This is a genomic window from Vibrio sp. D404a, assembly GCF_030248535.1.
Taxonomy (GTDB): domain Bacteria; phylum Pseudomonadota; class Gammaproteobacteria; order Enterobacterales; family Vibrionaceae; genus Vibrio.
In genome coordinates, this window is sequence record NZ_JAHGAJ010000017.1 from 203,266 (window position 1) to 229,476 (window position 26,211).

Annotated in this window: 15 protein-coding genes and 6 tRNA genes; 8 read left to right on the forward strand and 13 right to left on the reverse strand. The window is 44.9% G+C overall.

The annotated features are described in order from the left end of the window. Positions 1 to 128 precede the first annotated feature (128 nt). The gene (locus KI655_RS11175) at positions 129 to 3,530 is read left to right on the forward strand and encodes a hypothetical protein (RefSeq protein WP_285404862.1); all 3,402 of its coding nucleotides are present in this window, start codon (positions 129 to 131) and stop codon (positions 3,528 to 3,530) included. A gap of 255 nt (positions 3,531 to 3,785) precedes the next feature. Continuing rightward, positions 3,786 to 6,563: a hypothetical protein gene (locus tag KI655_RS11180; RefSeq protein ID WP_285404864.1), complete on the forward strand. Its 2,778-nt coding sequence runs from the start codon at positions 3,786 to 3,788 to the stop codon at positions 6,561 to 6,563. Positions 6,564 to 6,657: 94 nt separating this feature from the next. On the opposite strand, the gene KI655_RS11185 is transcribed toward KI655_RS11180, so the two are convergent. The 10 genes from KI655_RS11185 to KI655_RS11230 all read right to left on the reverse strand — a co-directional run bounded on the left by KI655_RS11185 (position 6,658) and on the right by KI655_RS11230 (position 14,929). Continuing rightward, positions 6,658 to 7,686, reverse strand: coding sequence for an SPOR domain-containing protein (locus tag KI655_RS11185; RefSeq protein WP_285404866.1), 1,029 nt, complete (start codon positions 7,684 to 7,686; stop codon positions 6,658 to 6,660). Between the two features lie 187 nt (positions 7,687 to 7,873). Then, the gene (locus KI655_RS11190; RefSeq protein WP_285404868.1) at positions 7,874 to 8,812 is read right to left on the reverse strand and encodes an ABC transporter permease; all 939 of its coding nucleotides are present in this window, start codon (positions 8,810 to 8,812) and stop codon (positions 7,874 to 7,876) included. Between the two features lie 2 nt (positions 8,813 to 8,814). Beyond that, positions 8,815 to 9,792, reverse strand: coding sequence for an ABC transporter permease (locus KI655_RS11195; protein WP_032551023.1), 978 nt, complete (start codon positions 9,790 to 9,792; stop codon positions 8,815 to 8,817). Positions 9,793 to 9,967: 175 nt separating this feature from the next. Beyond that, complete coding sequence (locus KI655_RS11200; RefSeq protein ID WP_285404871.1) at positions 9,968 to 11,521, reverse strand: ABC transporter substrate-binding protein; 1,554 nt, start codon at positions 11,519 to 11,521, stop codon at positions 9,968 to 9,970. A 94-nt stretch (positions 11,522 to 11,615) separates the two neighbouring features. Then, the gene (locus KI655_RS11205) at positions 11,616 to 13,343 is read right to left on the reverse strand and encodes an ABC transporter ATP-binding protein (protein WP_285404873.1); all 1,728 of its coding nucleotides are present in this window, start codon (positions 13,341 to 13,343) and stop codon (positions 11,616 to 11,618) included. A 1,035-nt stretch (positions 13,344 to 14,378) separates the two neighbouring features. Then, positions 14,379 to 14,455 (reverse strand) — tRNA-Pro (locus KI655_RS11210). 10 nt (positions 14,456 to 14,465) lie between these two features. After that, positions 14,466 to 14,541 (reverse strand) — tRNA-His (locus tag KI655_RS11215). Between the two features lie 43 nt (positions 14,542 to 14,584). Next, positions 14,585 to 14,661, reverse strand: a tRNA-Pro gene (locus KI655_RS11220). 67 nt (positions 14,662 to 14,728) lie between these two features. After that, positions 14,729 to 14,804, reverse strand: a tRNA-His gene (locus tag KI655_RS11225). A 48-nt stretch (positions 14,805 to 14,852) separates the two neighbouring features. Then, positions 14,853 to 14,929: transfer RNA gene (locus KI655_RS11230), tRNA-Arg, on the reverse strand. Between the two features lie 296 nt (positions 14,930 to 15,225). Between KI655_RS11230 and KI655_RS11235 the strand changes: the two genes are divergently transcribed. Then, the gene (locus KI655_RS11235) at positions 15,226 to 15,639 is read left to right on the forward strand and encodes a cytochrome c5 family protein (RefSeq protein WP_032551017.1); all 414 of its coding nucleotides are present in this window, start codon (positions 15,226 to 15,228) and stop codon (positions 15,637 to 15,639) included. A 65-nt stretch (positions 15,640 to 15,704) separates the two neighbouring features. Here KI655_RS11235 and rep read toward each other — a convergent pair whose 3' ends face one another. Then, the gene (gene rep, locus KI655_RS11240) at positions 15,705 to 17,723 is read right to left on the reverse strand and encodes a DNA helicase Rep (protein WP_285404876.1); all 2,019 of its coding nucleotides are present in this window, start codon (positions 17,721 to 17,723) and stop codon (positions 15,705 to 15,707) included. 179 nt (positions 17,724 to 17,902) lie between these two features. Between rep and KI655_RS11245 the strand changes: the two genes are divergently transcribed. The 4 genes from KI655_RS11245 (at position 17,903) to KI655_RS11260 (ending at position 23,114) form a co-directional block, all read left to right on the forward strand. Beyond that, on the forward strand, positions 17,903 to 18,484 hold the full coding sequence (locus tag KI655_RS11245; RefSeq protein ID WP_285404878.1) for a TetR/AcrR family transcriptional regulator: 582 nt from the start codon (positions 17,903 to 17,905) through the stop codon (positions 18,482 to 18,484). A gap of 17 nt (positions 18,485 to 18,501) precedes the next feature. After that, positions 18,502 to 19,608, forward strand: coding sequence for an efflux RND transporter periplasmic adaptor subunit (locus KI655_RS11250; protein ID WP_285404880.1), 1,107 nt, complete (start codon positions 18,502 to 18,504; stop codon positions 19,606 to 19,608). An 11-nt stretch (positions 19,609 to 19,619) separates the two neighbouring features. Next, positions 19,620 to 22,742, forward strand: coding sequence for a multidrug efflux RND transporter permease subunit (locus tag KI655_RS11255; RefSeq protein ID WP_152467921.1), 3,123 nt, complete (start codon positions 19,620 to 19,622; stop codon positions 22,740 to 22,742). A gap of 120 nt (positions 22,743 to 22,862) precedes the next feature. Continuing rightward, entirely contained in the window at positions 22,863 to 23,114 is a 252-nt protein-coding gene (locus KI655_RS11260; RefSeq protein ID WP_032551009.1) for an accessory factor UbiK family protein, read from the forward strand. Positions 23,115 to 23,387: 273 nt separating this feature from the next. Here KI655_RS11260 and ilvC read toward each other — a convergent pair whose 3' ends face one another. Continuing rightward, positions 23,388 to 24,872 carry a ketol-acid reductoisomerase gene (ilvC, locus tag KI655_RS11265; RefSeq protein WP_285404884.1) on the reverse strand — a complete coding sequence of 495 codons (1,485 nt, stop codon included), beginning with the start codon at positions 24,870 to 24,872 and terminating at the stop codon, positions 23,388 to 23,390. A gap of 147 nt (positions 24,873 to 25,019) precedes the next feature. On the opposite strand from ilvC, the gene ilvY reads away from it, so the two are divergent. Next, positions 25,020 to 25,910 (forward strand): HTH-type transcriptional activator IlvY, encoded by an 891-nt coding sequence (gene ilvY / locus KI655_RS11270; RefSeq protein WP_150870594.1) that lies wholly within the window; start codon positions 25,020 to 25,022, stop codon positions 25,908 to 25,910. A gap of 125 nt (positions 25,911 to 26,035) precedes the next feature. On the opposite strand, the gene KI655_RS11275 is transcribed toward ilvY, so the two are convergent. Beyond that, positions 26,036 to 26,126, reverse strand: a tRNA-Ser gene (locus KI655_RS11275). Positions 26,127 to 26,211 lie beyond the last annotated feature (85 nt).

Consider the following 26,211-nt stretch of genomic DNA (forward strand, 5'->3'; position numbering starts at 1 on the left):
GGTTTTTTCCCGAATTTACGTGTGTTGAAAAAACGATCGATACCCAGTAAAACATTCACCCAATTAATATAAGTCTCAAAAAATGAAACAAATAGAGCTTGGCTAGAGCTCGTGACAAAGGATATGAAATGAAAAAAGTTAGTTTACTAGCAGCGTCAGTGGCTTTCGCTCTAACAGGCTGTGGTGGTTCAGATGGTGATAGCTCTGGTGCTGCACCTGGTGGTGTGGTGATTACTGGTTTTGATGGTTACTTTAAAAATGCCGTTGTGTTTGTTGATAACAATAATAATGGTGTTTGGGATTTATCAAGCGATCAATTCTTAGGCTTAACAGACAGCAAAGGCCAAATCAATTTAGGCGTAACAAAACCAGCTGGCACACTAGCACTTCAAACTGTAACTCCTGCAAATGCAGCTCAAGCTAACCTTATAGCCATTGATCCAGAAAAATACGCTGGTATCTACACAGTAGATATGGATTTACCAGCACAGCCAGTGGAGCATGAATTAGTTTTCCGTGCACCTAATGGGTCTGGGGTTATCTCTCCAATTACAGACCTTGTTGCTATTGAGTCAGGAAATATTGCCAACGATGTTGATGGTGATGGCGTAGTTACAGAAGAAGAAGCAATCGCAGCAGTAGGTAGTGCTTTAGGTGATGACAACCTAGACCCTTACACTGACTTTGTTGAAGGGGCTGATGCCGACCCTGTTCTTCATAAAACCGCTCAAATTTTGACAGAAACCAAAGCCGCCAACCCAACTACATACGAAGATTCTGCAACAGAAATAGCAAAAGAAGCAGATAAAGCGGCTGAGTCTATTACTGATGAAGATCTCCTAAAAGATCCGAGCTTTAAACCGGAAGTTCCAGTAGCAGATAACGGCGATGTATCTGAAATCCCATCAAGCGAAATTGATAACCCGGATTACAAGACAACCGTTAACCCTGAGATACTAAAAGAAATTCAATCTATTGCTGATTCACTTAATCTAGAAGTTGGTACAGGCAATGGTCAAATTTATCATACCGTTGAAATCACGGATCTATTCCAAGACGGGAATATTTCAAGCGAGCAAATAGATGAATTTGTTGATTCCATCACTTACAACGCTGAAGAGATAAAAAAAGAATTTAACTTTGAAGTGTACTTAAATGATCCTAATGATTCCGAGAAAACTGGCCAGCGTTTCCTTTCCCTTGCCCTTCCAGATGGTCAAGAGCTCATCAAAGCTGGCGAAGTTGTAATTAAACTCATTCTTCCTGCAAATGAGAGCTTAAAAGTAAACAAAGTAGAAACTGAAATTAAGTTTGTTATTGGTGCTGGCGAAGCCATTGCTCCAAAGTTTAATACAGAGATTGCCGACGCCCTACAAGAAAGTGTTAATGGCTGGGTATTTGTCCGTAATACACAATCTAAAGTGTATGAACTAGATTATTCTGCACTATTTAGTAACTACCACTCAATTGAAGTTAGCTCTAATGCGATTGTAAATGGTTTTACGATCAGTGAGCCAAGCAATAATAAAGTTAATATCAGTGCCTTCCCACTTCGTTCTGTAGAACAGGACGATACTAACTACACGATTAAGCTAATAGCAACAAGTGAACAAGGTCTTAAAACGACCGTAGAGCTAAACCTTCCAGAGGTCGTTCTTGGAACACCTGAAACCTGTGATGAACTTGGCAACTGTGATGACTTCCCGATCATCAAACCTATTGAAGAGTTTGACAACCAAGAAGAGTGTGAAGACCAAGGTGGCTACTGGTACGACAATAGCTGTCACGCTGATCCAAAACCGGTTGATCCTGTTAACCCAACACTAGGCTTTACTCAGCAGCACTTCACTAAAGGTGGTGACTGGCACATGGGTAGCTTTGAGCATGGCGATGCTGAAATTGGTTACGCATCGCTACGTGTAAACAGCGACAACGGTCAAAACGAGTTCTGTTTTGCAAGTGATGACATCGATGGTAACAATACGTTAAGCCGTAATAGTTGGAAAACAACGCTAATGAATCTTGATGAGGGTACTGGCGTAATTGTTCCTGAAAATGACTGTGAAGCAGCAACTATTAACGATGACGGCACGATATCGCTATCTGAAGGCAAAAGTGAGCTTAAACTCACCATGCTTTACCAAAACATGAATGGCGCTGACTATCAGATCATCATGAAGTCAAATGAAGGTGAGTTGTTCTGGTTAGACTCGACTCAAACTGACTTCGATACGTTTAGTCATGCCATGGCGAAAGATGGTTATACAGAGCACTTCTTAATTGATGATGCAACAAATGGTTATATAACTTACCCACTTATTGATGTATTCACGTATACAGAAACAACTCGAACTCCAAGTGAAACAATTATTGCGGAAGGTACCTACGATGCGTACAGCCTAACCGAAAATGGAGAAACTTGGACGGGTTTATGGAGCGTTGAAGAACAGATCCAAGGTATGGGGCAAACTACTGTATTTCCTGATGTAGACGAAGACAACAACAATGCTCCTATCACTCGCCATCGCAATGCTTACCGTGACTTCGGTGGTATCCAAATTGGTATTGGTGACAATAATAAAGGCAGTAACAACCTTTTAGGCGACAATGGCTTCTTCTACATCACATCTGATAACGAAGAAACGATTACAAGTATTTATGATGGATGGGTAGCTAAAGCGCCTGCAGAACCAGATTTAGACCCGAGTGTCTTAATTGGTCACACCCTGTACAACATTGATCATGAAACTCTATGGAGTAATGATTATAGCGGTCCGCGCCCAGATGGCTTAGCTTACTGTCAGTCAATGCTTTTAGACAAAAATGGCAATGTATATTGGAGCGCATCAGAAAGCACAACAACTTGTCCAGAAGTTGATATGAGTGTCGTGGGTGGCACATGGCAACTCGACTCTGAGAAAAACCTTATCACAGTAACGGAAGCTGAAGATTTCCAAATGGAATTTAAGCTAAGTGATAAATTTACGAGTTTTACTAGCAACTCAATTTATCAAATAAATGATGTTGAGATTGAAGGCGGCATCTATGGAGATCCAAGCACCTTTATGGCGTTTGATAGCCAAGAAGATGCAACAAGAAGGCTAAATACCCTTTCAACAGCTCCAGATGGTCACGCTGACTTCGAAATGGTATTACCTTCTGCCGTTGACAGTAAAGAGAACGTACTGGGTAGTTTTGCTTTATCTCTAAAATATACTGACCACAGTAGTGATAACGGAACAATGGATGCTGATATCAACTTCGATTTACCATCCGATCAAGAGTCGTGTAGCTATCTAAATACACACTTTGAATCTTTCTGGATCACGGGAACAGATGTAAATGATAGTGAATTCAAGATTTCATCAACGGAGTGTTATGACGATCTAGGTGGTCATGATAACAGTGCCAACTTTGATTTCGATTTCGATACTGAAATCAAACCAGATTCAACAGTAAGCTTCATTGCTTTTGCTAAAGATGGTGAGACGATAAATAGCGTTGCAGCAAGTTTGGTTTGGGATGATTAGACTAAATAATTGCTGACAAGCTATCTAGCCTAAAGCCCCGCACTTGCGGGGCTTTTTATTTGGAAAGTAAATATAGCTTCACGACAATTATAAATATATTGAATGCATTATTATATTTGGGGTTTTTATAAGATTCTTTACGGCTTTTTCTTCATTTTCCGTATCTTGAACCACCCTCACACAAGCTGTAAAAACTAGCCAGTTTTATAAATAATTTCCAAAAATAATAGATTTCACTCGGTAAGGATGAAAAGAATGAAGAAGGTTAGTTTACTAGCAGCGTCAGTGGCTATTGCACTATCAGGTTGTGGCGGTTCAGATGGTGGCTCATCAGGTGGAGCGACTCCGGGCGGCATCGTGATTACAGGTTTCGATGGTTATTTCGAAAATGCAGTTGTGTTTGACGACGTCGGTCGACCTGGCGTTCTAGAGGTTGGCACTGATACCATTTTTGGCTTAACCGACAAAGATGGCAAAATCACGCTTCCTGCAGACACTGAGATTGATGGAAAACTAGCACTAAAAACACTTCGTCCTGGTGATATGGACAAGGCTCTCGCTAATGAACTTTATGCATTAAATCCTAACGGAAAAAATGTTCCCGAATTATTGGCGACATATACCGAAGATAGCGATCACAAAGGTCAACCAATGGCTAACAGTGTTGTGTTCCGCACCCCTGAAGGTACAGATAAAACAGCATTAGTTATCTCTCCAATCACCGATCTTGTTGCTATTGAAATGCAGAAAAACAATAGCTCACTTGAAGATGCGACAGCTACTGTAAATGAAGATCTAGGCGGTTCGATCGAAGAGCCTATCGATCTATTTTCAGACTTTGTAGCAACGTCAAAAGACGATCTTGAAAGCGCACAGTTACACAAAACAGCACAAATTCTTACTGAATCAAAAGCACAAGATCCAACGGCTTACGAAAATAACGTAAGCAGCATTACGGAAACCGCTGCAGAAACATCTCAAGAGATCGTAACTGAAGAAAACATGGGGTCTGAAGATCTTGTTAACGAGAAACCTGTTATCGATCCAAGCCAACCAGAAACCGCGGTATCTAACTACAAGCTACTCGTTGACTCTAGTGCACAAGCTACCCTTGAATCTGAATTTAAGAAACTAGAAGTTATTGAAGGCCAAGGGTTTACGCAGACTATTATTGTCCCTGAAAACTTATTCCAGGATAAGTACAGCGCTGAAGGAGCGTATCAAAGCATTGCTACCGCTCGCGCGAAAGTGAATGGTGAACAAGAGATTACTGTTACGCTAGAAGGCGAGATATTAACAATCTCTGCAAAAGAAAGCTTTGTACCGACCCTGAGCAGCTACATTGTTACTCTAACAGCAGATGATCGTGCTACTGCTGACTCAAAAGTATTGAGTGAGTTAAGTACTACATTCTCATTCGATGTTTCACTGGTAAACACCGCACCAAAAGTAGATCCGGAAGCACAATCAGAAATACAGCGCGAGATTACTGCCAACTGGACAATGAAGCAGGGTGAAGCGTTCTCAGCAGAGCTATCTGTTAGCGGCCTATTTACAGACCGTGAGGATGATACTCTAACTTATGACTCTAACATTAACTCTGTCGTAAAAGGTCTGACATCAAAATACGATGCTAAATTAGGCAAACTAATTATCTCAGGTCACCCGGAAACGCCAACAGAAGATATCAAGCAGTTCAACATCACAGCCGATGACGGACACACTGCGACATTTATGGTTTCGGAGCCAGCAACTTTTGATTTGCCAATCATTGCGATCGGCGATATCGCTGTCGACGAGGCGGTTGAAGCCGAACTTCAAAAGACAATCTCTGACACGTGGTCGCTTAAAGCTGGTGAAGAGTTCTCTGAGCAACTGGATATTAATGAGTTATTTACCTCGAACGTTTCTGGTGACGTTGAATACTACGCAAACTACGCGGCTCACGACAATAAGCCAGCAAGTAATCCAATCCCGGGCGTTTCAGTAAATGTAGATGAAAGTGGCTTAGTCACACTGGAAGGTAAACCTACATCGGAAACCAATGGTGTTATCCTTTACGTAGCAAAAGGAATCAATTTCTCTGGCGGTCAAGAGAATGACATTGAATCTAAAATGGTGACATTCGCACTACCAAACGTAAAACCAGCAGATATCACGCCTCCACCTGAAGGAGACCACCCTCTAGTCAATAACACATGGTACTTCCTTGAAAGAGGCAAATTTGACGGTGATGGCAATGAATCGAACGATTACTCTCGAGTATGGTGTGATACTGTTCGATTCGAAGATGGTAATGTTTATTACAGTAATCGAACCGTTGAAAACAAAAACGAGTGTACTTCAGAGGCAGATGAGTTGGTCGGTACCTATTCTATCGAAGGCAATAGCTTAGTTGCAGCTTACGCAGAAGGTAGTGAAGCTTTCAATATCACCTATGATGTGACCAACGATTACGATAGCAATGAAATATCACAAGGCGCTGTAACACTACTTCAAACGGAAGATGGCGAATCAAGTCGTTACACTTGGTTTAAGAGTGAACTGGATGCTGAGAAACGTATTCAAGTAGCATCGAGCGATAACTCTGATGTAAGAGATGCCGCTATCTACTGGCCAAGCTCTCAAGAAGATACGTTCAAACTGATCTCTACTACCCTTCAGATGGATGTGGCTAATGGCTCAGGTAATTCTCATGATTACATTAAAGTGTGGATGAATGGCATCAGCTGTGACGGTCTATTTGAAGGTCAGGATGGTGATGAGGCTATTTTTGATAGCTTTAGAGTTACTTTTGACGATAACCACAATGGTATCTACGCGAACAGTAACTCTTGTGACACAGTAGAAGAAGATGGAACGCCTAATGCTGTGATCTCATTCTTATTCGGCTTGAATAACAATAACCGCCTTGAGCTAGATGAGACATACAGCATCATGGGTAAAATATCCGATGGTTCAAGCAACTGGAGTCATTACATTACTGATATCAGCTTCAACATGACTTGGGATGGTGTGTCTAACGACGATTAATCTTTTTCAGCGATAAAAACAAAAACCCCAGCCAATTGCTGGGGTTTCTTTTATCTAGACCTTTTGGCCTACCGTAACTCAAATGCTCTTAAAGCTACTTCACACACATTACGTTAAGAAGCGATGAGCCTTTCAGTTGGGTGACATTACCATTAGTAAACAAGCCTTTTTTCTGTGCGCCCCAATATGGCAGGTGCATCGGCCAGTCCTTCTGCTCCATCACTTTTGAGCCTAAGATAGTTTGCCAGTCCTGCTCGCTCATTAGCTCCATGCCTAAGCCGTTACACGTCTGTGTGGCTTGGTCATAGTCAAGGCGGCTCCATGGCTTACCTTGCTCCATATAAAACTGCTGCTTACCGTCCAAAATGTATGGCACGGAGTAAGTCTTTCCAGACACAGAAGCCGTTAATCGAACCTCTACCTCACCTTGGCTGCCTGCTTGGTCAGGGAGAGATTTGATCGCCATAGGCTCAACAGAAGCTGATTGGGCTACCGTCTTAGGTTCTGCCACCTTAGGCGCAGGTGCTTTTGGTGCCGGCACTTTAGTCGCAGCGACAGGAGCTGCGGTAGCTTTCGCCGTTGAACGCACTTTTGGTTGGTCTTCCACTCTTGGTTTAACCACAGCCTTCTCTGCCTGAGGTTTTGATGCCGCAAGAGGGGTTACGTTCGCTGACTGAGACTTGTCGACCATACGAATGAAGGCTTCCTTGTAGCCTGCAACCTTGCGCACCTGAAGCAACTCTTTGCGTGCATCAGCATAAGTAGAATAAGGACCAATCAAGCAACGGTAGTTACCCTGCTCTGGCTTCATCCAGACGTTGGTCGAGATGTTCTTGTAGATAGGTTTCGCTTTCTCTAGCGGCAGAGGGTCGTTAAGCAGACCACACTGAACCCAGAATAAATTACTTTCAGAGTGAGTTTTGGGTGCTTTGCTTCCCCATATCCCTTTACCAATTGGACAAGAGGCTTCCAGCTGAGGCAGTTGGTCTGTGCTCGCCTGAGTTGCATCACATAACACCGATTCGGCGGACACATGGCCAGACAGCGACGCCCCTGCAACGAACAACGCCAAACCCAATCCTTTGCGAGAACCACGACATACTGCATTAATTGTCAATTTCATACCCATCACTCAACCCTCAGGGGTAAAATTATTACCGACACAATGTCGATAAAAAATGAATTCCATTTTAGACATTATTGACTGCGTCAATAATTCATAGTTCCTAAACTATAAGCAAAAAAAGAGCCGTAATTTCTTACGACTCTTAGTTTAGTGAGCTTTTTTATTAAAAATCAATCGCTCGGGATCAACCTTTATAAATTTTCGGGTTAAATACGTCGCGTAACCAGTCACCTAGTAGGTTAATCACCAGTACTAGCGTTACCAGTACCACACCCGGGAAGGCAGTAATCCACCATGCACCAGAGAAGATGTAGTTAAAGCCGATACTGATCAGTGCACCAAGTGATGGTTGGTCTACCGGTAGGCCCAGACCTAGGAAAGAAAGTGCCGCTTCTGACATGATGGCATTTGCCACCTGTACCGTAGAGATAACCAGAATTGGAGAAAGACAGTTTGGTAGAATGTGGCGGAACATGATGCGAGGCGCTTTAAAGCCCATCACACGTGCTGCTTCCACATACTCTTTCTTCTTCTCTGCCAACACCGATGCACGAATCGTACGCGCATACTGCGGCCACTCTGCAATACCGATGATCACCACCAGCATCACTACCGCGTACTGCGCATAGAAGTCACTACCAAAGCTCGCCTTAAAGATAGCCGAGACAATGATCGCAACCATCATGGTTGAGAAGGACAGCTGAACATCGGCAAAACGCATCAAGAAGCTATCAATACGACCACCGAAGTAGCCCGCAGACAAACCAATAATGATACCCAGTGTTAGCTGAAGACCTACCGCCAAGAAACCAATCGTTAGTGACAGACGAGAGCCGTAAAGCATGGTCGATAGAATGTCACGACCCTGCTCATCAGTACCCAGCAAGAAGCGCTCATCGCCATCTTCCATCCAAGACGGTGGTAGCTCTGAGTCCATGATGTCAATCGACGTCACATCGTATGGGTCAGTCGGCGCTAGAATCGGCGCCGCCAGAGCCATGATCAAGAATGCTGAAAATACGGCGAAGCTGAACATCGCCACTTTGTCGCGTAAGAAGTAGTACAGAATGTCTGACTGCTTGAATCGCTCCCAACGAGATGGAGCTGCTATAGTTTGTTCCATGATTATGCTCCTTTCCCTGTAATGTTCACTGTTGGGTTAATGATGCCGTATAGCAGGTCAACAATGGTGTTGGTTACTACGAAAATCAGACCAACAAAAATAACGTATGCGGTAATCAGTGGTGTATCCACTCGGTTAATCGCTTCAAGGAATAGGAAGCCGGTACCCGGCCACTGGAATACAGTTTCAGTAAGAATTGTGTAAGCCACCATGGTACCAATCTGAACACCACCTACCGTTAGTACAGGAAGCATGGTGTTTTTCAACGCATGTTGGTAGTAGATCTTGTTCAGTGCTAAGCCTTTCGCTTTACCGAACTTGATGTATTCAGAGCTTAGAACTTCCAGCATCTCAGAACGAACGAGACGGATAAACAGCGGTAGCATGATAGAAGCTAGCGCAATACTTGGCAGAACTAAGTGTGCAAGGCCATCCAGCGTAAAGAAGCCAGACTCCCAACCAAGCCAATTGGCGGTTTCACCACGTCCATAAGAAGGCAGCCAGCCAAGCTCAATAGAGAACACATACATCAGCATAATGGCCGTTAAGAACACCGGGATCGAGATACCGATACTACTGCCCGCCATGACTAGCTTGGTAAAGAAACTTTTTGGGTGAATCGCTGAGTAAACCCCAAGTGGGATCGACAAACAAACAATGATAAGCGATGCACCAAACACTAACTCAAGAGTGGCCACCAGCTTGTCTAAGATAACGTCCACAGCTGGACGCTTAAAGAAGTACGAAGTACCAAGATCACCTTGTAGAGCAGCGCCTACAAAGCGAGTGTATTTTGTAATGAAGGGATCGTTGAGGCCCAGCTCATCACGCAGCGCTTGACGCTCCGCTTCTGAAACAGACTGACCTACCAACTCACGTAACGGGTCGCCCAGGTTATCCTGAATGGCAAACGCCACCAAACTGATCACAAACATCACTATCAGTGCCTGAAACAGGCGCTTGACCAGAAACGTAAACATTCCTTGCCCCTTATCTATCCATGACTATCTAGTTAAGTCCGTAACTAGACAACAAATATTCAGTCTTAAAAAAGGTATCTAGCCAGACTGAAGGAAGACTAAATACCGAAACTTAATAGAACAACTTAAAAAGCGAGAGCCTGAACCAACAGGCTCTCACATCTAGCATGCTAGATTACTGTACAACTAGGTCGCCGAAGTAAGGCATAACCATTGGGTTAACTACGTCAGCAGCACCAACGTTAGACTTAGCGCCCCACGCTTCACTTTGCCAGTGTAGCGGTACGAACGCTGCGTCGTTGTAAAGTGTTGCTTCAACGCCTTTCAGCATTTGAGAACGCTTAGCTGGATCAGTTTCAGTGTTAGATGCTTCTACTGTTGCATCCATTTCTGGGTTTGAGTAACCAGAACAGTTGTACTGACCACGACCAGTCTCTTCGTTACGAGTCATAGTTAGGAACTCGTTGAAGTTCGCTGAATCTTCTGTATCTGAGTGCCAACCGATCATCATCATGTCTGCTGAACATAGGTCAAACTCAGGCCAGTATTGCGCTTTAGGCATAGTCTTAAGGTCAACCTTGATGCCGATCTTAGACAGCATTGCTGCAGAAGCTTGAGCAACTTTCGCATCGTTCACGTAACGGTTGTTTGGTGCCATCATAGTTAGTGTGAAGCCATCTGCGTAACCCGCTTCTTTCATCAGCTCTTTCGCTTTCTTAAGGTCGTAACGTGGCACTAGCTCCTCGTTGTGACCCGCGTAGCCTGTTGGGCTTTGCTGACCAGCAGCCGTTGCGAAGCCTTTCATAATCTTCTTAACGATACCTTCGTTGTTGATTGCGTGAACAATCGCCTGACGAACGCGAACGTCTTTCAGTGCTTCGTTGCTGTTTTGGTTCATTTGGAACGTGATGATACGAGTACCAGGTAGTGTTACCAGATCGATACCCTTCGCGTTAGAAACACGTTTGTGATCGTTTGGTGCAACTGGGTGAATCATATCTACGTCGCCAGAAAGAAGTGCTGCAACACGTGTCGCGTCTTCTTTGATTGGTACGAGAGTTAGGTTATCAACGTTACCTTTTGTCTCTGTATCCCAGTAATCGTTAAAGCGTTTGAACTGAACTTTTACGCCCTGCTCACGCTCAGTAACGATGAATGGACCTGTACCAGAAACGTTAGTCGAAGCGAACGAGTTGCCGTGCTTCACTAGCTCTGACTTCTCTTTACCATCCGCAGTCTTACCAGAGTAGAACTTGCTGTCCATTGGGAAGATGTAAGTCGCTGTTTGTAGTACTAGTGGGTAAGCCGCTTTCGATACTAGTTCAACTGTGTAGTCGTCCACTTTTACCATCTTCTCGTATGGTGCGAAGATCGACTTAAAGTCTGGAGATGCTTGTAGACGTTCGAAAGTCCACACAACATCGTCAGCTGTTAGTTCGTTGCCAGAGTGGAATTTCACACCCTTACGTAGGTTGAAGCGGAAAGTCGTTTCATCAACACGCTCCCAGCTTGACGCTAGGCGGCCTTCAAAATCCATCTCTTGAGTGAAACGTACTAGAGGGTCAAACACCATGTGAGACATTTGCAGTGTGCCACCAGATAGCTGCTCGTGCGGGTCAAGTGATACTGGGTCAGCTGCGTAGCCAACGGTAATATCTGCTGCTGCTGCACTAAAGCTTAGGCCAGCTGCCATCAAAGCGACTGCTAATTTGCTTTTCATGGTTTTCATTTGCATAACTCCTTCATGCGGGAATCCAGATCCCTAGTTGTTGTATTTGCGTCTGTTTTTGTTTTAAAGCAGGCTCGACTTCACCCGCTTTTATTTATACTGCGGCTTGTGCCACTGCTTTTTCTTCGCGTAAGCCCGTAAATTCAGGCATTAAAGAAATCAGTTGTTTGCTGTATTCATGTTGAGGCGATTTGAACAGTTGCTCAGTTGGTGCAACCTCAAGCAGTGTTCCCATCTGCATCACGCCCACACGGTCACACATTTGGCGAATAACCGGTAAATCGTGACTGATGAACAGCATGGTTAGATTCAGTTCGTCTTGTAGATCTTTAAGAAGGTTCAGGATTTGTGCTTGAACCGACACATCCAGTGCCGATGTAGGCTCATCACAGATAAGAAGACGAGGACGAGTCGCTAGAGCGCGAGCGATCGAGATACGTTGACGCTGGCCTCCAGAGAATTCATGTGGATACTTCACACCCGCCATTTTCCCTAGCCCCACGTGATCGAGCAGATCATGAACGATCTGACGCGTTTCGCTCTCATTTCGAGTCAATTTATGGAAACGGATTGGCTCAGCAATGATGTCGAATATCTTCATTCGAGGGTTCATTGAGGTGTAAGGGTTTTGGAACACCATCTGCATTTGACGACGCATCGGGCGACGCTCTTTCTCAGACTTAAGGCCTGTAAGATCGACGCCTTCAAAGGTCACCTTGCCTGAGTTTGGCGCGTATAGACCAGCGATGACACGGGCAATGGTTGATTTACCTGAGCCTGATTCACCTACTAGACCAAAGGTCTCACCTTCGTGTACCTCAAAGCTCACGTTGTTCGACGCTTGTACGTACTCACGACGGCTCTCAAAGAATGAATCTTTAGTTGTAAAGCGCAGATTGACGTTTTCCACATTCAACAATGGACCGGTGTATTCACGGTGGTCTTGGCTTTGGCCTAACCAGTGATTTTTCACATCAAGTGGTTCCATCTCGTGTGCTTCTTCGATGTAGCTCACCAGAGGGAAACGGTCGAGTTTACGGTCTGAACGAGGAACCGCAGAGATCAAGCTGTGCGTGTACGGGTGCTCTGGTGTGCCCAGAACCTTAGCCGTTGGTCCAAACTCCACCAGATCACCACGGTACATTACCGCTACGCGATCGGTTACGTTAGAAACCACACCCATATCGTGCGTCACCAACATACAGCCAACGTTTTTCTTGATACACAGTTCGCGAATCAACCCCAGAATTTGGTCTTGGATCGATACATCCAAGGCGGTGGTTGGCTCATCCGCAATAATTAGATCCGGCTCACCGGCCAGTGCAATTGCGATAACCACACGCTGACGCATACCGCCTGAGAATTGGTGCGGGTACTGTTTAAGGCGGTTTTCCGGCTGAGGGATACCCACTTGATTCATCAAATCCAGTGAGCGTTGATAGGCTTCTTCATCCGACACCTTCATATTGGCGTGGATGGTTTCTTTCAACTGCTGTTCTACCGTGAACAGCGGGTTAAGAGAGGTCATTGGATCTTGGAATATAAATCCAATCTTAGAACCGCGAACTTTACGCATTTCTTCTGGCGATAGGCCTGACACCTTCTCACCATCTAGGAAAACTTCACCACTCGCAATGCGGCCTGGAGGGCTCAATAGATCAATAACCGCGTTACCCACGGTTGATTTACCCGCACCAGACTCACCAACTACACCCACGATCTCACCACGTTCAATATTGAACGACAGTGACTTCACCGCAGCGTGTACACCATGACGAGATGGGTATTCGATACGAAGATTTTTTACTTCTAAAAGTGACATTACCAGACCTCTACTGCTTTGGCAGCTTTCTGCCCTGTCTGCAAAATTGAATCCATTCATACCAGAATAATGTTCTGATATTTTATACGGTTCACAATTTGGCAAATAATTCACAGAAAAGCAACAAAAATAGGATAAAAAGTCGACATTAAACGTCAAGCAAGCAAAAACACCATATAATTATTCACTTGATAAGCATATAGTAAGAGAAAAACAGCATTTATTTCGTGTTATAAAAGCCAAGCAAAAGCCTTTATTCATATACTTGTATAAGATTTACCACCCGTTAAAGCACTTCTCCCTTTTAGTCATTTTATTTAAATAATTATTCCGCAAAAACATTAACAATATAGAAACATACGCTATTTAATTTAAAAATAGCCACTATTTCATCCAAAAACCACCACAAAAATAGAAGTTTAAACCAGTATTTATTTACAGAATTGATAGTAAGAGTTATTGATCAAAGGCAGGGATATTTCGGGGAAAATAGGAAATTAGTAGGAAAAATCCTCGAGGAAGATCTTAATGCTTTTACCTCAATGAGGTTGAGATGAACACTCATTTTTACAAGATATCCCCTCAATAAGGTTTGGTGATAAATTATTCGTCAAACCAAGATAAAACGTATTTTCCTAGTCCGATATTGGGTAAAAGAAACAGTGATGTTTGATATTAGTGCAGTTTTTCATCAATCACTTCAATGGATTAATTTCCAGAGCACTTATTTAGGCAACAGGCTCACATTCTTAGTTCTTCATATGCTTTTAGGTGATAAGCACAAAAACTCACAACTAAACCGACATGACCGCTATAAAATTACTCTATGAGACCACAACCGCCGGTTACCAAATTATCTAAACTCCAGATGCAAAAAAGCCCCGTCATTTCTGACGCGGACGGCTAGTTGAGGCTTTCTTATAGTGGTCGGTGAAGAGGGAGGCGATGCGACTGGGCTTCCAGCCCCCGAATACACCATTATACTTTCGCCAAATAGAAAAAAAGCTCATCATTTCTGATGAGCTTTCTTAAAAGTGGTCGGTGAAGAGGGATTCGAACCCCCGACCCTCTGGTCCCAAACCAGATGCGCTACCAAGCTGCGCTATTCACCGACAAAATTAATGGGGTGGCTAACGAGATTCGAACTCGCGACCACCGGAATCACAATCCAGGGCTCTACCAACTGAGCTATAGCCACCACTAATTTTTTTGTATAACCGCCGAAGCGATTATTGAAATAGTGGTCGGTGAAGAGGGATTCGAACCCCCGACCCTCTGGTCCCAAACCAGATGCGCTACCAAGCTGCGCTATTCACCGACTTATGTTTTGTTCCGATTTTATCAGAACTGGGAGCCTAAGCTACCGATATTCTTTAAAAGAAAAATGGGGTGGCTAACGAGATTCGAACTCGCGACCACCGGAATCACAATCCAGGGCTCTACCAACTGAGCTATAGCCACCATTGTTTCTTTCTGCCAATTTCTCACTTGTCGAAACAAGTGTCCGGATGGCGCGCCTGAAAGGATTCGAACCTTCGGCCTTTGGCTCCGGAGGCCAACGCTCTATCCAGCTGAGCTACAGGCGCATGCCCTGTCGGCGGAGTGGAATAATACGTATATCACCCTAGGTCGTCTAGTACTTTTTTTATTTTTTTTCTCGTTTGCTCTCTTTTTCGACAGTTAATATGTGATAAACCCCTTATTTGAGTACTAGAACCCTCTATTGCCTATAAGTTGTTGTTTATTGCAACAACTTATCGGGATATAATCACCCATTATTTACATTGATTTAACAGTCGCTTTTTGCAACTAAAATCAACACACCCCTCTAACACTATAATTGGTAGGCACGTACTTACCTTGGGAATGTAAAGTGAGTTTAATGGATATGTCTCGTCGAATTTTAAGCCTTGTCATCGCAGCCGTGACTTTTTCAACGACAGCGGTCGCATCAGAACTGAGCCAAGCAGAGCATGACGCAATTGCTGAGCGCATCAAACCCGTTGGTCAAGTTTACCTAGTTGGTAGCGAGCCAGTGGCTGCAGAACCAACAGGCCCTCGTGATGGCGCAACAGTTTACGGTACTTTTTGTATTGCTTGTCACGCATCTGGCGTAAGTGGCGCACCAAAAACAGGTGATGCTGCAGATTGGGCACCTCGTATTGCTCAAGGTCGAGACATTCTAGCTGACCACGCAATCAACGGCTTCAACGCGATGCCAGCGAAAGGTTCATGTATGGACTGTTCAGACGACGAGATCAAAGACGCTATCGAGCACATGATCGCGGGTCTGTAATTTCTATAACTAGAAAGATAGATTCAAAAAAGGAGACCTAATGGTCTCCTTTTTGTTTGTCTGGATTATTTCTTATTGAACATCGCTCGAATATTCGCAATATGCGCTTGGCCTTTCTCCATTCGCTCTTCTTGGGATTGCGGCTTTTTCACCGTCTCCCACTCCACATCATCGTGTGGCAACTCATCGAGAAAACGGCTCTGAGTCGGTTTGATCAACTCACCAAACTGACGGCGCTCACGACATTTAGTAAAGGTCAGCTCTTTTTGTGCACGAGTGATCCCTACATACATCAATCGACGCTCTTCTTCGACATTACCTTCATCGACACTGGTTTGGTGCGGCAGAATGCCCTCTTCCGCGCCCATTAGGTATACATACGGAAACTCCAAACCTTTTGAAGCGTGCAGGGTCATCAATTGCACTTGGTCTGCATCGTCATCATCTTCACCACGCTCCATCATGTCACGCAGGGTCAAACGCTGAACGACCTCTCTTAACGTCTTCTCTTCTTTATCGTAGTTATCACCCTCAAGGTCAGCTACGATCCAGCTATAAAGGTCAGAGACGTTCTTCATGCGCATTTCTGCTGCTTTCGGGCTCGCAGACGTTTCGTATAACCAATCTTCGTAGTTGATATCACGAACCAAAGATCGAACGGCATCGACAGTGTTGCCACGCTCTGCATTATCTGAGATACGCACAATCCAATCGGTGAAGCGGCGTAGGTTCTCTAACCCTCGACCTGTCAGTGTTTGCTCCAAGCCCATCTCAAAGCTCGCTTCAAACAAGCTCTTTCCACGCATGTTGGCATAGCTACCCAGCTTCTCGAGAGTCACCGGGCCAATCTCACGACGCGGTGTATTCACGATACGTAGGAAAGCATTATCGTCATCCGGGTTCACTAGCACTCGCAGGTAAGCCATGATGTCTTTAATCTCGGCACGAGCGAAGAATGAGGTGCCCCCCGAGATCTTGTAAGGAATACGGTTCTGCATCAGCGCTTTTTCAATCAGGCGCGATTGGTGGTTACCACGGTAGAGCACCGCATAATCTTTATATTCAGTACGGTTTAAGAATTTATGCGCGATGATCTCACCGGTAATACGCTCCGCCTCATGGTCTTCATTTTTGGCGTTCAGTACCTTGAGCTTTTCGCCGTCTGGGATCTCAGAGAAAAGAGACTTTTCATAAACGTGCGGGTTATTGGCGATCAAAATGTTGGCTGCTCGCAAGATACGGCTGGTTGAGCGGTAGTTCTGCTCGAGCTTGATTAGACGAAGACTCGGGTAGTCTTCACCCAGTAGTACCAAGTTCTGCGGTTTTGCACCACGCCATGAGTAGATAGATTGGTCATCATCACCTACCACGGTCAAACGACCACGTTCACCCACTAATAGACGTACCAGTTCATACTGACTGGTGTTGGTATCTTGATACTCATCCACCAGTAGATAGCGAATACGAGACTGCCAGCGCTCACGCACTTCTTGATTGGTCTTTAAAAGCAGTACTGGCATCGCGATCAGATCATCAAAATCGAGTGCGTTGTAGGCCTTCATCTGCTTTTGGTACATCTCAAAACAGAATGCAAACAACTGCTCTTGCTCACCCTTTGCACGCGCCTTGGCCTGATCAGGCGTCAACATGTCGTTCTTCCAGTTCGAGATGGTACTCAGCAGCTGACGCAGAAGGTCTTTATCGCCATCAATCTGTTTCTCTGTTAGCTCTTTAAGTAGCGCCAACTGGTCCTGATCATCAAACAGTGAGAAACCCGCCTTGAGACCCAGCGCTTTGTATTCGCGGCGAATGATATTCAAGCCCATGGTATGGAACGTAGAAACAATCAGCCCTTTAGATTCGTTCTTACCTAATGTTTGACCAACACGCTCCTTCATTTCTCGCGCAGCCTTATTCGTAAAGGTCACAGCAGCAATGTTTCGTGCCTTGTAGCCACACTCCTGAACCAAGTAGGCGATCTTATTAGTGATAACACGTGTTTTGCCCGATCCAGCGCCCGCTAATACTAAGCAGGGGCCCGACACGTACTTCACGGCTTCGTCTTGTCTTGGGTTCAGTCTCATTAGATTCTCGATGTCATCTCAGGGTTAAATTGGAATTCGCGCCTATAATAAAGCTGCAATGTTCTTAATGCTACGTTCTCTTATACAAGATTTTTACGCTTTATGTATAAAACTAACTTGCACAAATGTATGGTTCTTGAGCTATAATGAATGAACGTTCATTCATTAGTGATGAGATTATGACTAATCATACCTCTCAGGATAAGCGCTTACAGATACTCTCTGCCGCCGAAACACTGATAGCAGCGGAAGGTTTTCAAGGCCTTTCAATGCAGAAGTTGGCCAAAGAAGCAGGCGTAGCTGCGGGCACGATATATCGCTATTTCGATGATAAAGAGCACTTAATTGAAGAGGTGCGCATTCAGGTTACTGAACGTATTGCAGAAGCGGTGCAAAATGGCGTCGATGACTCCGCACCAATCAAGCAACGTTACAGAACCATGTGGCTCAACATATGGAACTTGGCTGGCACCAATCTAGCGGCGATCAAAAACCGCGTTCAATATGACTCTTTACCTGTAACAAATAGTAAAACTTTCAGGGAACTAGAAAGAAAAATGTTTGCCCAAGTTGAGCTGTTGTTTAACGAGGGCAAAGAGCAAGGGCTATTTAAACCACTTGATAATGAAGTATTAGGTGGATTGAGCTTAGCAGCAAGTGTGTCACTTGCTCGTAAGCATTCTTTAGGTTTTTACCATCTCGACGATGAAGCGTTAGAAGCGGCTATCGAAGCGAGCTGGGACGCAATAATTAAACACTGATCGGAGTTTTGACCATAATGAAAAAGTGGACTTTCTTCATGTTACTCATCGCTGTGCTTCTTTTTGGCAGCGTAATTGGGTTCAACATGTTCAAACAACAAAAAATTGCTGAATATATGGCAAACCGACCTGAGCCTGAGTTTCCGGTAACGGTGACCGAGGTTCAGCCGATCGATTGGGTTCCAGTAATCGAAGCGATTGGTTTCATCGAACCTAACCAAGGTGTAACACTGGCAAACGAAACCAGCGGCATTATCGACCAGATCTCTTTTGAATCAGGTACTGAGGTTAAGAGCGATCAACTATTGGTTCGTCTTGATTCTGACGTTGAAAAAGCAAACCTGAAAAGCTCTCAAGCGCGACTACCAGCAGCACAAGCTAAGTACAAGCGTTACCAGGGTCTATTCAAGAAAGGTTCTATTTCAAAAGAAGCATACGATGAAGCAGAAGCAAACTACTTCTCTCTATCTGCTGATATTGAGAGCCTGAAGGCTTCGATCGCTCGTCGTGAAATTCGCGCACCGTTCGATGGCACTGTGGGTATTCGTAATGTTTACCTAGGTCAATACCTACAATCAGGTACTGACATCGTTCGTCTAGAAGACACCAGTGTGATGCGCCTGCGTTTCACGGTTTCTCAAACAGACATCTCGCGCATCAACGTTGGTCAATCGATCGATATCTTTGTGGATGCTTACCCGGAGATACCGTTTGAAGGCTCTATTAGCGCAATCGAACCTGCTGTTAGCGTTCAAAGTGGTCTGATTCAAGTTCAAGCTGACATTCCAAACAGTGATGGCAAGCTACGTAGCGGTATGTTCGCTCGTGCCAACATCATTCTGCCTAAATTAGAGAACCAAGTTACTCTGCCGCAAACGGCGATTACATTCACTCTATACGGCGACAATGTTTACATCTTGACGGAAGAAGACGGCGTGAAACGTGTAACGCAGCACGTGGTTAAGGTCGGTGAACGCACTGCAGACATCGCTCACATCCTTGAGGGTGTGAAAGCTGGTGATGTAGTCGTGACTTCTGGCCAAGTACGTCTAAGTAATGGTGCCAAAGTGAAGGTTGTTGAGAGTGATGCGATCACGCCACCTTCTGAAACACCTAAGCTGTAATCGGAGGCACAATGCGCTTTACTGATGTTTTTATTAAACGTCCAGTTCTAGCGGTATCCATCAGCTTTTTGATAGCGCTGCTTGGTTTGCAAGCAATCTTCAAAATGCAGGTGCGTGAATACCCAGAAATGACGAATACCGTGGTAACCGTAACAACGAGTTACTATGGTGCGAGTGCCGATCTTATCCAAGGTTTTATTACTCAGCCTCTTGAGCAAGCAGTTGCCCAGGCGGATAACATCGACTATATGACTTCATCCTCGGTTCTTGGTAGCTCTACCATTACTGTTAACATGAAGTTGAACACGGATCCAAACGCGGCTCTGTCTGACATACTAGCTAAGACGAACTCGGTACGTTCTCAGCTTCCAAAAGAAGCGGAAGATCCAACCGTAACCATGTCTACTGGTTCGACAACAGCAGTACTCTACATCGGTTTCACCAGTGATGAATTGGCTTCGAGCCAGATTACCGACTATCTAGAGCGTGTAATCAACCCACAGCTATTTACGGTAAACGGTGTATCGAAGGTTGATCTATATGGTGGTATGAAATACGCACTTCGCGTATGGCTAGACCCGTCAAAAATGGCGGCAGTTGACCTAACTGCTAGCGATGTGATGACGGTACTGAACGCCAACAACTACCAATCAGCGACGGGCCAAGCGACGGGTGAGTTCGTACTTTACAACGGCAGTGCTGATACCCAAGTATCCAATGTTGAAGAGCTAGAGAATCTTGTAGTACGTAGCGGCGAAGGCGAAATTATCCGTCTATCTGACATTGCTAAGGTTTCTCTAGAGAAGAGCCACGATGTTTACCGAGCAAGTGCCAACGGTCAGGAAGCGGTTGTTGCAGCGATTAACGCAGCACCAAGTGCAAACCCGATCAACATTGCAGCAGATGTACTTGAGCTTCTTCCTCAACTAGAGAAGAACCTACCTAGCAACATCTCGATGAACGTGATGTATGACTCGACTATTGCAATCAATGAGTCTATTCAAGAGGTTATTAAAACCATTCTTGAAGCGGCTTTGATCGTACTGGTCGTTATCACACTGTTCCTAGGTTCGTTCCGTGCAGTACTGATTCCGATCGTTACTATTCCACTGTCTCTAATCGGTGTGGCAATGGTAATGCAGGCGATGGGTTTCTCCTGGAACCTGATGACGCTACTGGCGATGGTACTCGCTATCGGTCTGGTGGTAGATGATGCGATCGTTGTCCTTGAGAACGTCGACCGTCACATCAAGCTTGGTGAATCGCCATTCCGTGCAGCAATCATCGGTACTCGTGAAATCGCGGTTCCAGTTATTGCAATGACACTGACGCTAGGTGCGGTATATGCGCCAATCGCGATGATGGGTGGTATTACGGGCTCACTATTTAAAGAGTTCGCACTAACACTTGCCGGTTCGGTATTTGTATCGGGCATCGTAGCACTGACACTTTCTCCGATGATGTGTTCAAAAATGCTTAAAGCTCACGCTGAGCCAAGCAAGTTTGAGCAGAAGGTACACAATGTTCTTGATGGCATGACTAACCGTTATGAGCGTATGCTTGGTGCGGTAATGCAGCATCGTCCAGTGTTCATTGGTTTCGCTATCATCGTATTTGCAAGTCTGCCAATGCTGTTCAAATTTATCCCGAGTGAGCTCGCGCCATCTGAGGATAAAGGTGTAATCATGCTTATGGGTACCGCACCATCGAATGCGAACCTAGATTTCATGCAAAACACCATGAATGACGTAAACACGATTCTATCTGATCAACCAGAAGTAGCGTACGCTCAGGTGTTCACTGGTGTGCCAAACGCAAACCAAGCCTTTGGTATTGCATCTATGGTGCCTTGGAGTGAGCGTGAAACCAGTCAGTCTGACGTTGCTAACCGTGTAGGTGAGTTAGTTAAAGATGTTCCAGGAATGGCAGTAACGGCGTTCCAAATGCCAGAGCTTCCAGGTGCAGGTTCAGGTCTTCCAATTCAGTTTGTTATTACAACACCAAACAGCTTTGAGAGCCTTTTCCAGATCACAACTGACATTCTGGCAGAAGTATCTTCAAATCCGCTATTCGTTTACTCAGATCTTGATCTGAACTACGACTCAGCGACCATGAAGATCAACATCGATAAAGACAAAGCAGGTGCTTACGGCGTGACAATGCAAGATATCGGTATCACGCTAGGTACTATGATGTCAGATGGTTACGTAAACCGTATCGACCTGAATGGTCGTTCGTACGAAGTTATCCCACAGGTTGAACGTAAGTTCCGTCTGAACCCTGAATCGATGAACAACTACTACGTACGTGCAGCTGATGGCAGAGCCGTTCCTCTGGGCAGTTTGATTACCATTGATGTGGTGGCAGAGCCTCGCTCTCTTCCTCACTTCAACCAACTGAACTCAGCAACGATTGGTGCCGTACCGGCTCCAGGCGCTGCGATGGGTGATGCGATTGCATGGTTTGAGAACATTGCAGAGACCAAACTACCAAGTGGCTACAACCATGACTACATGGGTGAGGCTCGCCAGTACGTAACCGAAGGTAGCGCGCTATACGCAACATTTGGTCTAGCACTGGCGATCATCTTCCTAGTACTGGCGATTCAGTTCGAGTCAGTGAAGGATCCACTGGTTATCATGGTTTCGGTACCACTGGCGATCTGTGGTGCGTTGATTGCCCTTGCATGGGGTGCAGCAACCATGAACATCTACTCACAAGTAGGTTTGATCACACTGGTTGGTCTGATTACCAAGCACGGTATCTTGATCTGTGAGGTGGCAAAAGAAGAGCAACTGCACAACAAGAAATCACGTATTGAAGCAGTAATGGAAGCGGCGAAGGTTCGTCTACGTCCTATCCTGATGACAACTGCAGCGATGATCGCAGGTCTTATCCCACTGATGTACGCAAGTGGTGCAGGTGCTGCTCAACGCTTCAGTATCGGTATTGTTATCGTTGCTGGTCTAGCAATTGGTACTATCTTCACTCTGTTCGTGTTGCCTGTTATCTACAGCTACCTAGCAGAGAAACACAAACCACTACCGGTTTTTGTTGAAGATAAAGACTTAGAGAAACTAGCACGTGTCGATGAAGCGAAAGCGGCACACCGTGAGTTAGCGGACAACAACTAACCTCAAGTTTCACGTTAATCGCAAAAAGGTCACTTCGGTGACCTTTTTTTATACGCCACAGGCGACATCTCCACTGCGATTAAATAGAATAGTAGGAAATAATCAGGAGTTTTAATTGATATGTTTGATCCAAAAAAACTAGAGCAGATTGCGAAACAAATCCATGACTCTATGCCTCAGCCAGTGAAAGAGCTAGGTTCTGATGTGGACCAAAAGGTTCGCCAAGTTATCCAAGGCCAACTAAACAAGCTAGACGTTGTCAGCCGTGAAGAGTTCGATGTTCAAACTCAGGTTCTACTGCGTACACGTCAGAAGCTGACTGAGATGGAACAAAAACTAGCAGATCTAGAAGCGAAGCTAGCTGACAAGTAAGCGTAAATACAGAAATACAAAAGGGTTGATGTGTAAGCATCAACCCTTTTTTATTCGCTTGTATTCTGGAAAGTATATTCCAAGCAATACTCTTCTATTGCTTTAAGGCGTGATTGTGAAGACATACATCGTCCACATCTTCAGGAGCAAGTTAGCGAGCTCTGTAAAAACAAAAAGGCTTGGTCAACGGCGACCAAGCCTTTTAATTAGATGTTGTGTTTTTTATTTATGACTCCAAATTTTTTGGAGTTCTCTAAATTCTTGCGATGCTAATTAGCCGCCTACTGCGATGCGTTTCATGTCGCTCATGTAAGCACGTAGCTCTTCACCGATGTACTCAACTGGGTGGTTACGGATAGCTTCGTTCACTTCGATTAGACGAGCATTGTCTACTTGGTTAGATGATTCACCTAGACCTTTACCAATAACGTCTGTAGATACTGAAGGCATGAACTTCTCACGTAATAGTGGCGTTGCTACGTTTGCAAATAGGTAGTTACCGTATTCTGCTGTATCAGAGATTACTACGTTCATTTCGTATAGACGCTTACGAGCAACCGTGTTTGCGATTAGTGGAAGCTCATGTAGAGATTCGTAGTATGCAGACTCATCGATGATGCCAGATGCAGTCATTGCTTCGAACGCTAGCTCAACACCAGCACGAACCATTGCAACCATTAGGATACCGTTGTCGAAGTACTCTTGCTCAGAGATTTCAACATCACCTTCAGGGTAGTTTTCGAATGCAGTTTGACCTGTTTCTTCACGCCAGCCTAGTAGGTTCGCATCGTCGTTTGCCCAGTCAGCCATCATAGTGCTAGAGAAATGACCTGTGATTACGTCATCCATGTGCTTGTTGTACAGTGGACGCATAAGCTCTTTTAGCTCTTCAGAAAGCTCGAACGCTTTGATTTTCGCTGGGTTTGATAGACGGTCCATCATGTGTGTCACACCACCAAACTTTAGTGCTTCCGTAACAGTTTCCCAACCGTACTGTAGAAGCTTACCTGCGTAGCTCGGGTCAATACCTTCAGCAACCATCTTCTCGTAAGAAACGATAGAACCTGCTTGTAGCATGCCACATAGAATAGTCTGTTCGCCCACTAGGTCCGATTTCACTTCAGCAACAAATGAAGACTCTAGACAGCCCGCACGGTGACCACCAGTACCAGCAGCCCATGCTTTCGCGATATCCCAACCTTCACCCTTTGGATCGTTCTCTGGGTGAACGGCGATAAGAGTCGGAACACCGAAGCCACGCTTGTACTCTTCACGTACTTCTGTACCTGGACACTTAGGTGCAACCATAACAACCGTTAGGTCTTTACGAATTTGCATGCCTTCTTCAACAATGTTGAAGCCGTGTGAGTAACCTAGTGCAGCACCCTCTTTCATTAGAGGCATTACTGTCTCAACAACGTTTGTATGCTGTTTGTCTGGAGTTAGGTTGATCACTAGATCTGCTTCAGGGATTAGGTTTTCGTAGCTGTCTACTTCAAAACCGTTCTCTCTTGCGTTTTTGTAAGATTGACGCTGCTCGTCAATCGCAGCCTGGCGAAGTGCGTACGCTACGTTCAGGCCAGAGTCACGCATGTTTAGACCTTGGTTCAGGCCTTGAGCACCACAACCAACGATAACGACTTTCTTACCTTTCAGGTAATCCGCTTCAGTTGCAAATTCACTGCGGTCCATGAAACGACAACGACCTAATTGGTCTAGCTGCTCGCGTAGGTTTAAAGTATTGAAATAGTTAGCCATCTGGGCGCTCCTTTTAAGAATTTTTCCGTTGAGGTCGGTAGCTTTGTTACCGAATGAGTTCATACTAAAACAGACATGCGGTTGCTTAAAGTGATATATTCACAATTAGTTATTGCAATTAATGCAACGTGGAAACATTCGTAATATATGAACATAAAATCATTACAGTTATTCATACATTTGTGTGACAGCAAAAATTTCAGCAAGACTGCGGCGGCGATGCACGTCAGCCCATCGGCTTTAAGTCGCCAAATACAGAAACTCGAAGATGAAACAGGGCAAGAGCTGCTGATTCGAGATAACCGTAGTGTCGACCTCACTCCAGCAGGAAAACAACTGCTTCCCGTTGCACTCAATATTGTCAGTGAATGGCAACAGTACAACCTTCATTTAAAGGGCGGAGAGCAAGAGCTGAAAGGTGAGATTCGAATCTTCTGTTCAGTGACAGCAAGCTATAGTCATTTGCCTGAGTTAATTACTGAGTTTCGAGCTCTCCATCCTTATATTGAATTTAAACTCTCAACGGGCGACCCAGCTCAAGCAATAGATAAGATCCTCAATGACGAAGTCGATATCGCTATTTCCGCAAAGCCAGATATCCTTCCATCACGCCTGGAGTTTGAAACGATTAGTGATATCCCGCTATCTGTTATCTCTCCAGCAGGAGTCAGTAGCTTCAGCCAACAACTACAGTCTGAACACATCGATTGGAATGATCTGCCATTCATCATTCCAGAGGCGGGGACCGCACGTGAGCGTGCCAACGCTTGGTTCAAGAAGCTGAAAATCAAGCCCAATATCTATGCTCAGGTATCTGGCCACGAAGCGATAGTTAGCATGGTGGCTCTTGGGTGTGGTATTGGCATTGCTCCAGACGTCGTCATCAATAACAGCCCAGTAAGAGATAAAGTTGAACGCTTAAAGATAGAACCGATCAAACCGTTTGAATTAGGCGTATGTTGTAAGCGAGCACAATTGGATAACCCACTTATTCGCGCATTCTGGCAGGTTGCAGAAGGGAAATATTTAACGGATTAATGGGCGAGATGACTGTTTGGTAGAGACATAGAAAAGAGCACGCTAGTGCTCTTTTTTTATTGGCAGAATTCTGATACGACAGAAATGAAAAAAGCCCGCTGATTTCTCAGCGGGCTTTTCAATGGTGGTGGAGGGATAGGGATTTGAACCCTAGAACCGCTATTAACGGTTGCCGGTTTTCAAGACCGGTGCTTTCGACCACTCAGCCATCCCTCCAACAAATTGTCATCAACAGATTAATACACTGTTGAGGTTGTTATTTGCTATGCAAACAACGGAATCAAAGCCTGGCGATGTCCTA